Raw genomic sequence first — 12,720 nt, 5'->3', positions numbered from 1 at the left:
GTGCGTTCACGTCCTTCGGTACCGATAAATGTAAGCCAAGATCTCTGCCACAGCCTGATAAAGTTCCGGCGGTATCACCTGGTCCACTTCGAGAGCAAACAAAGCATCCACAAGTTCTGTCTGCTCCACAACAGGGACACGATGCCCCTCGGCCGTGCGGACGATGGCATTCGCGACGGCTTCTGCGCCCTTCGCCACGACGCGAGGCGCAAGGTCCTTTTGGGTGTCATATCGCAACGCCACCGCTCGTTTAGCTCGTTGCATCGGAACCCTCTCCTTCGTGATCGACAGTCCAGGACGTAAGTTCCCAGCCGCAGGCCTCTAATGAAGGCGCGACGTGCTGTCCTGCGGCCTGCAGATACTTGACGAATGGAGCGTCTGGGGAACAGGTGATGTGTACATGAAGCGCGGGCCGCTGCGCGGTGAGCACACAAGCCAAGGCGTGGCCGTCCACCTCCAGGTCAAGGCGGAGCCTGTGTACCAGCTTGCCTCGGGATCCCATTCGAGTCCTGCGCTCGGCGCGCCAACGAACGGCGACCGGATGCTCTCGCGCATTCGAATGTGGAACTAAGAACAGGCCCGAACCGCGGCGATCGAACGGATGTGGCGCGACCGACGCAATGAGACGGTCCATCATGACCCACTGCACCAAACGCATTCGGTCCGCAGGTCCCAATCCCTGCTCGAGCCATTCGCGACCCATGGATGCGAATGACACCAGAGGCGACGAAGGGCATTCGCGCAAGCGGACCAGAGTGTGACGTTCAGTCGACTGGGCGAGTTCCCGCATCACGGACCATAGATGCGTCACGGACACCTTGAGCATCTCGGCGTCTGGAGCACCTACGTCGTACAGCTTCGCAGCGGGATAGAGGGGTTCCTCTCCCTCTGAAGCACCCGAAGACGCCATGAAGGACGGCTTGAGAGCGCCAAAACCTCGCTGCGTACCGGCCAGGTTGCTCTCCACAAGTCCCGAATGTGCTTCGTGTAGTTCGGCAGCTGGCGGGAATTTGGGCGACGTCCCTGCGGCGTTGTGCGCACCGCCCTCCTCCGGCCGTCCCTGCTCTGCGCCCACCTGCAGCAGTGCGCTCAACAGCGCCGCCCTCCATCCGCGCTCACTGGCCAATAGCGCTTCATCGCGCAGAATTTCGTATGGCACAAGGTCCGAGGGATCCAGCGGTACATCAGATACCTGTTCACCGACCGCTGGCGATGGCCCTTCAGTACCTTTCGCTGGATGTGCCGTGCTCTCCGCACGATCGGCGCCAACGGGAGGTGCGCGGTCCACACTGCGCGTGATAGGTCCGAGCTCAGCCGACGGAATGCGATGGATGCTAGGATCCATATCGCGTCATCTCCGTTTTTCCCAGACATGCGCGAACGGGGGCGAAGGAAAGGCGATGGATGACAGAGGGTCCGAGGCGCTGCAGTGCTTCTAAATGCGCACGTGTCCCATAACCCACGTGATCTGAGAAGCCGTAACCAGGAAACCCCTCATCCAGCTTCGCCATCAGACGATCGCGAAAGACCTTGGCGATCACGGACGCCGCCGCAATCAAGAGTGACCGCGCATCACCGTCCACAACTGGTAGAACAGGAACCCGATGCCGAAATGCGCGATTCCCGTCGACCAGCGCCAGTTCCGGGTGAATGTGGAGGGCGTCGAGCGACCGCTTCATGGCAAGCTGGGTAGCCTGCAGGATGTTGAGACGGTCAATTTCTTCAGGGCTTGCCACGCCAATGCCGACCGCAAGCGCTTTTGCCCGAATGCGATCCGCCATCTCTTCCCGCGCGCCCGGCTTGAGCTGCTTAGAATCCATCACATCTTTCAGATCCGCATACACCGCCAATTCCAACGGGAGAACGACGCTCGCCGCGACCACGGGCCCCGCAAGGCAGCCCCTGCCCACTTCATCGACGCCTGCGGCTCGAAGACCGTCGCTCAGCGCCACGTCCAATCGGTATCGCCTCATCCAGCCGTCCATCTCACACCTCCTCGGCGTTAGTCTACCTCGTCTCCAATGGATCCGCCATTGCAGCAAGAAGAATTTCATTGCTCACGAAGGAGATTCGTCTTCCGGCCATTCAAGCGATACAGGTCCGAGTCTTCCGTCTTGGAGATCGTGAATCACCATCCTCGCCACACGTTCCTCGTCGATCACGCCACCAGCTAAGAGCGCGCCGCGCGATCGCCCGATTCGTTCGAACCACGGCTGGACGGCTGGCCAAACATCCTGCAGGGTGGTCCACGCGACGGGCTCCTCCACGCGCAGACCGTAGCGATCAGCCAGTGCATCAGGATACCGCTGACTCATGTACGCGAGCACAAAGGCGCATACTTCGTAAACCTCAAAGATCTCTTCTTTCACGGCCCCACTTGCGGCTAGCTTCAACCCTTGTTCCTCGTTTGCCAACTTGGGCGCTAAAACGCCCGGCGTGTCGAGCAACTCAGTCCGGTCCACACGGATCCATTGTAACGACCGAGTCACACCTGGCCGGTCCCCCGTCTTGGCTACGGCCCGTCCCGCAAGCTGATTGACGAACGTCGATTTCCCGACGTTCGGAATGCCACAGACCATCCCCCGCGTGATCACCTTCTCAATCCCGCGGGCGCGGGCGCGGTTTAACTTGGCTTCCACCACCTCATCCAGTGCACGCCTGAACGCGCGCAACCCCTGTCCGCTTTTCGCGTTCACCGGAATGGCCGTCACGCCCTCATCGCGAAACACCTGCACCCAACGTTCCGTACATGTCCGATCGGCTAGGTCCACCCGCGTCAACACGAGGATCCGCGGCTTGTTTTGCGCGAGTTCATCCAGGACGGGACTGCGACTCGACACAGGCAACCGTGCGTCGGCCAATTCAACAACGACGTCAATCCCGCGCAGTTCTTCTGCCATCAGCCGTTTGGCCTTCGCCATGTGGCCAGGAAACCATTGAATAGGCAACCTGCTATCACCTTCCATTTTACGAAACACGAAAAAAGCGCAGGTCGTCTCCTGCGCTTTCTAACGCCTTACCGCCGAACTTCTGCAATCCGCGCTGCCTTACCGGATAGCCCACGAAGATAATGCAACTTCGCCCGGCGCACCTTGCCTCGGCGGACCACTTCAATCTTGTCCACCTTCGGCGAATGCAGCGGAAACGTCCGCTCGACGCCGACCCCATACGAAACTTTCCGCACGGTGTAGGTTTCGCTGATGCCGCTCCCGCGGCGCCGAATCACCACGCCCTCGAAGACCTGAATACGTTCACGCCCGCCTTCACGCACCTTGACGTGAACCCGCACCGTATCTCCGGGACGGAAATCCGGAATGTCCTTGCGGAGTTGGTCTTCCACCACTGAACGCAGCAAGTTCATGGTAGACCTCCCTTCCCAGCCAGTGTTCATGTCTCATCGGACAGAGGACCACTGTGATTACCCGCATTATTATAGCGTACACCGTCAACGAACGCTAGACCTTTGGGAATTGGTCGTGACATGCAGACATATGCGCACGTCACACGCCCACAATGAAATTGGGCGCCCACAGGCGCCCAGCTCATTCGTCAAACCTCAACGCTTCTCCTCAACTTCCGTGTGCCCTTGGACGTCCCACGGTCATCGCCGCGTTCCATGCGCTTCAACGCATGCTGGATCTCCAAGTCACGCGCGTACTGCGTCAACTCCGGCTTCATGACCATTTCGATCAGCTCCTTGACTGAAAGATTGCCTCTCAGCCAAGTTCCGATATGGAAAGCCTGACCTTCCTACAACGCTTACGGAGTTAGCTGACGGGTTCGGGTGTAGGAGCCCCTACGCAGCTACGCGCTGCGATTCACCCCGCGATCCTGGGTCCTCCGCTTCCAATCCGGAACTCAGCGATAGGTCATGAATTCACTATACCATGTATGAGAAAGCTCACGCAATCATTGGACACCCTGTTCGAGCTGCTGAGCGAGCGATACAGGGATCTGGACCTTTGCCAATTGCGTGTTGTCAATATCCTGAAAGATGGTGCTCGTCTGCATGATGAGCGAGCCGACTGAATCCACGACACCGACGGATTGCGTCTGGATCTGGCGAATATATCCGGTCGTTTGGCCCACATAAAATACGTACGCAACTTCACTCGCGTGACTGGATAGCTCTGTGGAGGAAGCGCCAGGCGCTCCGCCCAGGAACGCGGGCAGCGACACGGTGCCGTTAGGAACAATCACGCGGTAAACATTACAGTATTCATCCACCACATAGGTCCGGTTCATTTGGACCAAAGGGAAATGATGCGCCATCGCATACTCCACGACGTCGCGATAGCCGGCGTACGCGTTGAGCGTTGAAACAGGTTGCGCCGGAGACCAGATGGTCCCGTCTTGCTGATAAGCGACCTGACCCTGTTGGTAGAAGGCGATATTAAAATTGTTTTCGTGCACTTGGATGCTCGCCATATCCGGTTGCTGGATTGTGCCATATACCGTAAAGCTCGTGTGCAGATTGCCGTTTTGGATGTTCACAGCTGTCTGCAACTTGTACATGGACGCAGCCTCGCTCTTCTCAATCGCCTGCACAAGCGGGCCCCACGCGGCTTGACGGCTCACGACCTGTGTCGCAGTCCCGGACGCGATGGACACAGACTGTACTCCCGGGGTGCACCCTGTGGCAAGAAGAGTCGCACCGATCGCGAGGCCAAGCAGTCGCCAACGAGACGATTTCATCGGGAACCCTCCTCCTCATTTCGGCGAGGGCGATACAACCATCCGCCGACGATGATCGCCGCCAGTGCGGCACAAGCTGCCGGCAGGACCGGCGTGTTTGACGGAGCAATAATCAGGTAATCGCCTGTCCCATAGATATCCAGAGCCAACACTTCACTCGGCACACCTTGCAAATGCAGTGGCGTCTCGTTGACCACGTTCGTCCGAAACACGCGCCAGACCCGAACCAATTGGCCGTCACCGTCGGCACTTGGCACAAACCGATATGCGGAAAAGTAGCGAACCGGCGAATTTCGGATGTAAGAAGGATCGTTTGTCAGAATCTCCGGGTATAGGCGAACCCCCGTCAGCACGGTTTCAAATCGGAACGACTGGCTCGGAGCGGTATACACGCGTTTCCATGTGCCCTGAGGGCTGACGGTCAAGATGTAGGCCGGGCTCGCATTGACAAACACGGCATCTCGGCCGCCGGACACCAGGGGCCCAATTCGAATATCATTTGGCACGGGATTGTCTGCAGAACCCTGGTAACTCGCCACGATCCGGCCCAGGTTCACGTCGTACACGTGAAGCGAATTGTCTCCAACTAGAAGAATTTGGTTGTCCTGAGCAGTTGTAAAATGCCCTTCTCCCACGACGCTCTCGGCCTGCATGGTTACGGCCGAGCCTCGAGCAGCGCCAAGGCCCATGAGCCGATCATTCGAAATGTACACACCCGATCGATCCGGCTTCACGCCGAGTTGCGCGAGGCAATCGTCCCAGTTGGCAACTTCTTTGGCGCTCGCCTGGTTAGCAATAGCCTGAAAGCTGGCCGGATAGGACGCGGGATCAAGCGCAGCCTCAACGGCCTGTTGGTCCGTCAGAAACGGCGTGAGATACTCGTAAACGCGACCGTTCTCGACGTACCAATTCGCCAATTCGTACGGAAAGAAGGCCCGGACGAGATCGAGCGGATTCACACGTGCCAAATCCTGCGGCGAAGGAACTACCTTCTTCAGGTGCCCTCCCACCGACTTCAACTCGACGATCTCGTACTCCCCTTGAGCCGTCTGAAGCACGTTGTACAACGCATCCGGCGAGTCGGTGGCCGAGATGGCGCGTTGCTCCAATTCCTGCTTCGTCGGAATGTGGCTATCGATGGTGATGATGGCCTGTCCGCCCTTGACCGGGATCACCGCAAACGGGGCCTCAGGCGAGTTCTGAACGCGGAGATTCACCTGCGCATCCTGTAAGACCCTGAAGTGCGTGAGGAACGCCCAGTCATTGAGCGGCAGAAACACCTGCGCGATGAGAACACTCGCCCCTCCGAGGAGCGACGCCACCGGCCGGACACGGCCGATGAGCATCGCGAGAAGCCACAACAGCACGAGCATCACAATCGCGACCAACGCCTGCTTGAGCTTACTGGCAAAGGCAAGCGTACTATATCCTTCTGCCACGATGAGCACGAACAATGTGTACATCAACCAACGTCGGCGAATCGGTCGCTTGAGAGACGTCATCCACAGCAGGATGATGGCGATCACGGCCAACACGCCGTACAACGCGAGGTCGTCCACCAATGGGCGGAGAATCCACACGTAGACGGCGTTTGCGAAGAGCGCCCAAAATACGTACCAAACCCACAGACCGACGGTCTTCCACGACTTAACCATGGTTCTCCTCCTGACCATCGAAGGTGCGGCTCCACAGGAGCAGCAGCCCGACCATGAGGAAATAATTGAGACAGTTTGCCGGATATTCAAACACGTTCTCCACCACGTTGTGCACCAACAGCGCGATCACGCCCACCAGTCCGCCCAAGGCAATGGGGCGATGGGCTCCGGCCGCCCTGCGGACGACTTTCTGGACGACTTCGCCGACAATGCGCACGTGCAGGGCAAAGAACAAGACCAATCCAACAAGTCCCGACTCGCCCAGCACCTTGGCGTAGTAGTTGTCCGAGTAGATGGACAGCCCTTTGTCAGACGCCACGGCGCCACCGTACCGCCCCAGTCCTGCGCCAAACAACGGACTTCCAGCAAGTTGATCAAACGCCTGCTGCCAACGCACCAGTCGCCCGCCCTGAGACGACTTGATGTAGTAAACCTGCGAAAACAGGTCCATGATCCGGTGATGAATGGGCGGCAGGAAAAAGCCGACGACCCCCAAGACGACGACCACCGCGAGCAAACGTCGTTCAAACGCCAGTGCCACCAAAACCACGCCTACGCCGAGCCCAAGCCAGGCCCCTCGAGTATATGTAAGTAGCAATGTGATCAGGCAGATGAGCCCTCCAACAAGAAAGACGACCTTTCGAACGCGATGTTTTTCTGCCAAGCCCATGCCGATGATGAGAGGGGCCATCATCTCCATGTAGGCGCCAAGCTCGTTTGGAGACTTGAGGACGGAAAATACCCTTGTCCGAACATGCTCTCCGACGTCCACCCAACCGGGCGGGATAGGCACAGCAAGCACATATTGAAGCAGGCCATCGAGTCCAATGAGCATCGCCAACGCAGCCGCCACGTACAAAAAGAACGGCGCATCCTCAGGTTCCACTACGAACGGCAGCACAAGGCCAAACAGCATGTCGTACATGTCTGCTCGAAATCCGTCGAACGACGTGCCGGGGCTGCCGAGGCCCATGAACAGAAGTGCGACGAGATACGCAATGTACCACCCGGCATATTTTGACCAAGCGAACACCTGCGGACGATGCCCGCACATCACGCGATTCAGCGCGACAAGCGCGAGAAGTAAGAGCACGATTTTGTCCCAAATCGAGCCGAGCGGATGCACGAACTGTCGAAGCGTGTAGTCCACGATGGGAAATGCTGCGAGCAGCGTGACACATGCCCTGGCCAGCCGCCTGCCCACAAGTCGCGATTGTGCGGGCGCTGCGCGATACACGGTATCCGCGATTCCAAGAAAACGATTTTGCATGTCGCCCACTCCTACCTAACCAGCATAATGGCAGCCCTCTTCAGGGCATGGGGAAGTCACCTTGCGAAGCCGCCTGACGGCGGGCAAGTCGGTGTTCCCTGCGGCGGGGAGCCGAATCGTAGTGCGCCTTCTCCTCTTCCGTCTCCGGAAGCACGGGTGGCACTTCAACGGGTCGCCCCTGTTCATCAATGGCGACAAACGTCAGATACGATCTCGCCGTAAGGACCGTTTCTCCGGTGAGCAAGTTCTCGGCCAGAACTTTTACAAAGACCTCCATAGAAGTCTTGTGCGTGTACGTGACAAACGCCTCGAGGTGAATCGCTTGTCCGACACGAATGGGCGCCAAGAAATCCAAACTGTCGCTCGACGCGGTGACGACTCGTTGACGCGCGTGCCGCATGGCGCTGATGGCCGCGATCTTGTCGATATACGCCATCACCTTGCCGCCAAAGATGGTCTCAAACTGATTGGTATCCGGTGGCAACACCAAGTCGGTCATGTAGGTCCGAGACAAACGAGCAGGTCTTGGTTCCACGGTCCGCCCCCTTCCGCTGGTCCTATGGATACACAAAAGAAAACGGGTACGGACCACCCTGGGTACCCGTTTCCTAGGTCTGTCGTATGCATTCCGTCCTATACAATATCACATTGTCGACATCGCTGGACAGATCTCGACCTCATTTTCGTACGGCGGATCAGGTAGCGGGAACGGGGCTGCGCGTCACGATCTGCGGTTGCCGCTGCCATTGCAAGAGGTACCCCGAAGGGTTAAATGCCCATTCACGTCGCCCCGTGTCCTTATACATCCCGAAGTGGAGATGTGGAGGAAATTTGCCCGCTGTTCCCGGGGGGCCGTATCCCGTGGAACCGACGTAGCCAATGACCTGCCCGGGCCGAACCAGATCACCCACGCGAAGCGATTTTGCGTAGGCTGACAGATGTGCGTAGTAATAGTACGTATTGTTTGCGTCCCGGATCCCAATCCGCCAGCCACCAAATCGGTTCCAACCCATCAGTTCCACGTAGCCGTATGCGCAAGCAAGGACGGGTGTGCCGTAACTCGCGAAGATATCCACACCCTCGTGAATTCGCCGTCCGCCGTAGCTGCGACCGGCCCCAAACGTGTGTTTCACGGTGTAGTTATATCGTTTGTCGATTGGAAACGTGTGCCCCTGAGGGTCAATTCCGAAGGTCCGAAAAATCCGCGCAAACGCGCTGACCCGTTCCACAGCCACCGGATCTTGAAACAGCGTCCACACGGCCTGCTCCTCGTCCTCACCAGCCTCTTCGTCGATGAACCTCGCCAGTGACTTGATCCGATCCTCCGGGTCAAAGGGAAGCGCGAGGCGATCGCCATCCGCGTCCTGACCCAGGCCGCCAAACAGGGCGATGGTGGGGGCGAATACGTCCTGCGGATTCGGATTGCCCGGACCGCTCCAAGCCGGATCGTCCATGGCATAGCCGTAATAAGGCGCTCGTTCCCGGGCCTCGTTCGATTTGGTCAGTTCGGCATACCGATCGATGGCGGCTAACACAGACCAGTCAACGTCGTACGCTTCGCCGTACGCCTTATAGACGGGTACGAGCTGCGCCTGAGGATGACCGGCCCGCGTCTGAGCCGCGTCCGTCTGGGCCGGAAGCGCCAAGATGACGACACCCCACACACATGCATTGACCCTCAGGAGACATGTGAACCAGGGACGGCGCGTGATAGAATGAGTGCGGCGCAACAACACCACCCCTTCACCGGACTCTACGTGTTACCGTCCCCAGATGCGCCGTTTGTATGCCGGGGATGACGAAGGAGAAAGAGGCATCGAGCCATGAATCTCACACAGATGGAAATCGTGGTCCGCTGTACCGAAATCGACGTGAACGGACATGTGAATAACGCGAAGTACCTAGAGTACTACGAGTGGGGGCGAGAAGATTGGTTTGAGCAGCAGGGGCTGGACTACCACACGCTGAAAGGGCTCGGCGCTGTCACAGTCGTCGCGCGCGCGGAGGTCGATTATCATCAGGCGGCACACCAGAACGACCGCCTCGTCATCACGACGTGGCTCGACGGAGTGGGGCGCACAAGTCTGCGGATGCGGCAGCGTCTCACTGGTCCATTCGGCGCACTCGTCGGCGAAGCCCTGTTTATCATCGTCACAGTGTCTCCAGAAACCGGGAAACCTGTTCTGGTGCCGGAGCCGTTGCGCGCGCTCGCAGCACCTGGAACCTGACGGATACAACGAAGTTAGACGAGGTCGTCCAGCTTGTAACCGAGCGAACGCAATTTGTCCTTCAGACGACCGGGAAGCGGCGCCTTCACATCGACGTCATGCCATCTCACCCTGTGCGCGTGCAGATAAAAACTTTCCTCCCGGATGGGACGAGCGCCATACTTCCGATCCGCCAATAGCGGATGACCTAGGTGCGCCATGTGCACGCGAATCTGATGTGTCCGCCCCGTCAGCAGGCGCAGCCGCACAAGCGATGTTCCGCGGCTCGAGGCGATGACCTCGTAAGCCGTTTCACTCGGCTTCCCGCTGTCTTGCACGACGCGAGTCACATTCCCCTCCCGCCGAACCTCGACGGCCACGCGCCCGGCTCCCGACCAAGCACCCTCCACAATCGCGAGATATTCCTTTTCTACCTCGCCGCGCTGGAATGCCTCAGTCCACGCCTTGGCTGCGCGCGCGGTCTTGGCGAAAATGACGACACCACTTGTGTTGCGATCGAGGCGATGAACCGGTGCGGCGCGAAAGGCCCCTTCGCTGCCGCCTTGATCGTACACATACGCTTCCACCTGCGCGGCAAGGCTGGTCTTGTACTCCCCATCCGCCGGATGGGTGAGAATGCCGGCAGGTTTGTTGACCGCGACGATCTCGTCGTCCTCATACAGCACATCGATGGCGCGCGAAACGCCTTGGTATTTTGCAACGGGGTGCTCTCGGAGCGACGCGAAATCCTCCTCGTTGAAGTACAGGTGCACGACGTCACCCTCTTGCAAACGCGTGTCTTGCTTCGCGCGTTTTCCGTTGACCTTCACGCGTCCGGTGCGAATGCTCTTGTACACACCCGACAGAGGTAGACCCGGCAGAAGCAGCCGAAGCCACTTATGAACCAATTTCCCGTCATCCGAGGAACTGATGGTCAGTTCAATCACGAGAGCCTCTCCCTTCGATTCGAGCGCCACGGTTAACGGCCCAATCGCTCGCTTGTCCGTCCCTTGCCGGCATTCCGTCCACCAACACCTCGGTAACGCCGCGAAGTCCGTTCAACCAACACCAGCGAGTGACACGGTCGATCTCGTTCAAATGGAGCGCGCGTTCGCGCAACTCCCCGTCGCGGATCAGGCGAGATCGCAGGGTGCCAGGCAACAGTCCACATTCCACCGGAGGCGTGTACCAGACATTTTCGAGTTCATACGCAATGTTCCCGAACGTGCCTTCCGTCAATTCCCCGTCTTCGTTATACAGCAACACGTCCCACGCGCCCGGAGCTCCGCTTCGAATGCGTTCATAAAATTCACGGTCTGTGGTCTTATGGTACAGCCAGATCCAGCGTCGATCGACTGCTTGCGGCGAGATCGCGAGCGCGCGGCGATCGCCCTGTCGAATGGCCTCGCGGATGGTCGCCACAAAACCGGAACCATCGAACGGCGCGGTCTCGCAGACAACATCTCCTGAAAGGGTTACACGGACTCTCACACGCCAAGTTCCTTCTGAATGGCTCGCCGCACACGCGGAGAGTGCTTGGTCAAGCGCCTCCGGACAAAGCGGGATGCCGAACGTGCGGGCAGACGCCAACACGCGGGCGCGGTGTTCCTGATACAGGAACCACGCCCCCTCATGAAGCCTCATCGTTTCAAGCAGCTCCAGAAAGGAAGCGACGCCCGCGCGCCTGAGCACAGCCGCTTTCAAGATCACCTCGGCTTCCTCGCGCTGCGGCACTGAGTCCCACGTCACACCGCTCCCCGTGCCGTACACCCAGGTCGCGCGATCTCGCCGTCCGAGGAGCGTCCGAATCGCGACGCTCCAAAGCTCTTGATGGTCGGGTGTCCAAAGCCCAATGGCTCCGCAGTACACGCCGCGCGGCGACGTCTCTGCTTTGACAATAGCCTCCATGGCTGCCGCCTTCGGTGCGCCCGTGACGGAACCGCACGGAAAGAGAGCACGGAAGATATCCACCGTGTCGATCTCGTCACGCAGCGTCGCGGTGATGGTGGATGTCATCTGCCACACGGTGGGATAAGCCTCGATGTCAAACAGCTTCTCCACCTTCACCGAACCGGGTTCAGCAATTTGCCCAAGATCGTTGCGCAAAAGATCGACGATCATGAGGTTCTCCGCCCGTTCCTTCTCCGACCGCTCAAGATTGACGCGATGAACGGCATCTTCCGTCTCTGCCCTGCCCCTGGGCGAAGTCCCCTTCATTGGCCGCGTCACGATGGCCTTCCCACAGCGCTGATAGAAAAGTTCCGGTGAAACCGACACAATGTCCCATGATTCTAGGCGCAGCCATGCAGCATACTTGGCTCGCTGCGACCGACGCAAGTCCTCATATGCGAGTTCCGACACGAGCAGCCCTCGAAATTGAGAGCGGCCCGTGACGTTCACTTGATACACTTCTCCACGAGCAATCGACTGGCGAATAGCCTCAACTGTCGCACGATACGGTCGCGACAGGCCGCTCCACCACATCGGAGATATGCCTCGACCATCAGGTGCACCTGTCTGTTCGGCGATCATCAGCGCGGGATTTAGCTGCTCGTCCCACTCGCACTTAGCGCCTACTCGCGGTTCATCAAACGCGGCAAACCAAGCCAGCGGCAACCCCGCCCACGGGCGACGGACTGGAAGATGCGATTGAAAAGCAGGAGCAGCTTCGTAAGTCACAAAGCCGCACACCCAGGCACCGTTTTTCGCACAATCCGCAGCTGCCTCCATCGCAGCCACCACGTCACCCACATCGGTAACGCTCCACACCTGACGAGGGCTCTCAAACACGAGGCGTTTCGGCCTCTCGCCATCCCATGCAAAATCGTACACAAGCCTGACTGGCTCAGCCATTTGAACACACCTCGGTTACCACTAAAAAAGGCCAGGCTAG

13 protein-coding genes and 1 riboswitch are annotated in these 12,720 nt (G+C 58.8%); of the genes, 1 reads left to right on the top strand and 12 read right to left on the bottom strand.

Annotation, left to right across the window (positions count from 1 at the left end; all coding sequences use genetic code 11):
• Positions 1 to 6 precede the first annotated feature (6 nt).
• The 10 genes from AMA01_RS05340 to AMA01_RS05295 all read right to left on the bottom strand — a co-directional run bounded on the left by AMA01_RS05340 (position 7) and on the right by AMA01_RS05295 (position 9,266).
• Positions 7 to 264 carry an EscU/YscU/HrcU family type III secretion system export apparatus switch protein gene (locus AMA01_RS05340; RefSeq protein WP_067848458.1) on the bottom strand — a complete coding sequence of 86 codons (258 nt, stop codon included), beginning with the start codon at positions 262 to 264 and terminating at the stop codon, positions 7 to 9.
• Entirely contained in the window at positions 251 to 1,093 is an 843-nt protein-coding gene (locus tag AMA01_RS05335) for a hypothetical protein (protein WP_231862828.1), read from the bottom strand. The genes AMA01_RS05340 and AMA01_RS05335 overlap by 14 nt, the downstream gene beginning before the upstream one ends.
• A gap of 241 nt (positions 1,094 to 1,334) precedes the next feature.
• Positions 1,335 to 1,985, bottom strand: coding sequence for a ribonuclease HII (locus AMA01_RS05330; protein WP_067848452.1), 651 nt, complete (start codon positions 1,983 to 1,985; stop codon positions 1,335 to 1,337).
• 72 nt (positions 1,986 to 2,057) lie between these two features.
• Positions 2,058 to 2,948 (bottom strand): ribosome biogenesis GTPase YlqF, encoded by an 891-nt coding sequence (gene ylqF, locus AMA01_RS05325; protein ID WP_230087844.1) that lies wholly within the window; start codon positions 2,946 to 2,948, stop codon positions 2,058 to 2,060.
• 68 nt (positions 2,949 to 3,016) lie between these two features.
• Positions 3,017 to 3,361 (bottom strand): 50S ribosomal protein L19, encoded by a 345-nt coding sequence (gene rplS, locus AMA01_RS05320; protein ID WP_008336457.1) that lies wholly within the window; start codon positions 3,359 to 3,361, stop codon positions 3,017 to 3,019.
• A gap of 380 nt (positions 3,362 to 3,741) precedes the next feature.
• Positions 3,742 to 3,874, bottom strand: a riboswitch (cyclic di-AMP (ydaO/yuaA leader).
• A gap of 35 nt (positions 3,875 to 3,909) precedes the next feature.
• Positions 3,910 to 4,611, bottom strand: coding sequence for a hypothetical protein (locus AMA01_RS05315; protein WP_231862827.1), 702 nt, complete (start codon positions 4,609 to 4,611; stop codon positions 3,910 to 3,912).
• 80 nt (positions 4,612 to 4,691) lie between these two features.
• On the bottom strand, positions 4,692 to 6,350 hold the full coding sequence (locus AMA01_RS05310; protein ID WP_067848444.1) for a hypothetical protein: 1,659 nt from the start codon (positions 6,348 to 6,350) through the stop codon (positions 4,692 to 4,694).
• Positions 6,343 to 7,620, bottom strand: a complete 1,278-nt coding sequence (locus tag AMA01_RS05305) for an O-antigen ligase family protein (RefSeq protein ID WP_067848441.1) — start codon at positions 7,618 to 7,620, stop codon at positions 6,343 to 6,345. Before AMA01_RS05305 ends, AMA01_RS05310 begins: the two co-directional genes overlap by 8 nt.
• 40 nt (positions 7,621 to 7,660) lie before the next feature.
• Positions 7,661 to 8,155, bottom strand: a complete 495-nt coding sequence (locus AMA01_RS05300) for an acyl-CoA thioesterase (protein ID WP_067848438.1) — start codon at positions 8,153 to 8,155, stop codon at positions 7,661 to 7,663.
• Positions 8,156 to 8,315: 160 nt separating this feature from the next.
• Positions 8,316 to 9,266: a M23 family metallopeptidase gene (locus AMA01_RS05295; RefSeq protein WP_082744008.1), complete on the bottom strand. Its 951-nt coding sequence runs from the start codon at positions 9,264 to 9,266 to the stop codon at positions 8,316 to 8,318.
• A 177-nt stretch (positions 9,267 to 9,443) separates the two neighbouring features.
• Here AMA01_RS05295 and AMA01_RS05290 point away from each other — a divergent pair, with 177 nt between their 5' ends.
• Positions 9,444 to 9,848, top strand: a complete 405-nt coding sequence (locus AMA01_RS05290) for an acyl-CoA thioesterase (protein ID WP_067848435.1) — start codon at positions 9,444 to 9,446, stop codon at positions 9,846 to 9,848.
• A gap of 14 nt (positions 9,849 to 9,862) precedes the next feature.
• On the opposite strand, the gene AMA01_RS05285 is transcribed toward AMA01_RS05290, so the two are convergent.
• Both AMA01_RS05285 and pabB read right to left on the bottom strand, forming a co-directional pair.
• The gene (locus tag AMA01_RS05285; protein WP_067848432.1) at positions 9,863 to 10,774 is read right to left on the bottom strand and encodes an RluA family pseudouridine synthase; all 912 of its coding nucleotides are present in this window, start codon (positions 10,772 to 10,774) and stop codon (positions 9,863 to 9,865) included.
• On the bottom strand, positions 10,767 to 12,680 hold the full coding sequence (pabB, locus tag AMA01_RS05280; protein WP_067848429.1) for an aminodeoxychorismate synthase component I: 1,914 nt from the start codon (positions 12,678 to 12,680) through the stop codon (positions 10,767 to 10,769). The genes AMA01_RS05285 and pabB overlap by 8 nt, the downstream gene beginning before the upstream one ends.
• Between the last annotated feature and the right edge of the window lie 40 nt (positions 12,681 to 12,720).

Source organism: Alicyclobacillus mali NBRC 102425 (genome assembly GCF_001570745.1).
In the GTDB taxonomy this organism is placed as follows: Bacteria; Bacillota; Bacilli; order Alicyclobacillales; family Alicyclobacillaceae; genus Alicyclobacillus; species Alicyclobacillus mali.
This window is presented reverse-complemented; position numbering and strand designations above follow the sequence as displayed.

Excerpts from the sequence above, each read along its gene's own strand:
- AMA01_RS05340 (WP_067848458.1), bottom strand. The coding sequence starts at position 264 with ATGCAACGAGCTAAACGAGCGGTGGCGTTGCGATATGACACCCAAAAG.
- AMA01_RS05330 (WP_067848452.1), bottom strand. The coding sequence starts at position 1,985 with ATGGACGGCTGGATGAGGCGATACCGATTGGACGTGGCGCTGAGCGAC.
- rplS (WP_008336457.1), bottom strand. The coding sequence starts at position 3,361 with ATGAACTTGCTGCGTTCAGTGGTGGAAGACCAACTCCGCAAGGACATT.
- AMA01_RS05310 (WP_067848444.1), bottom strand. The coding sequence starts at position 6,350 with ATGGTTAAGTCGTGGAAGACCGTCGGTCTGTGGGTTTGGTACGTATTT.
- AMA01_RS05305 (WP_067848441.1), bottom strand. The coding sequence starts at position 7,620 with ATGCAAAATCGTTTTCTTGGAATCGCGGATACCGTGTATCGCGCAGCG.
- AMA01_RS05290 (WP_067848435.1), top strand. The coding sequence starts at position 9,444 with ATGAATCTCACACAGATGGAAATCGTGGTCCGCTGTACCGAAATCGAC.
- pabB (WP_067848429.1), bottom strand. The coding sequence starts at position 12,680 with ATGGCTGAGCCAGTCAGGCTTGTGTACGATTTTGCATGGGATGGCGAG.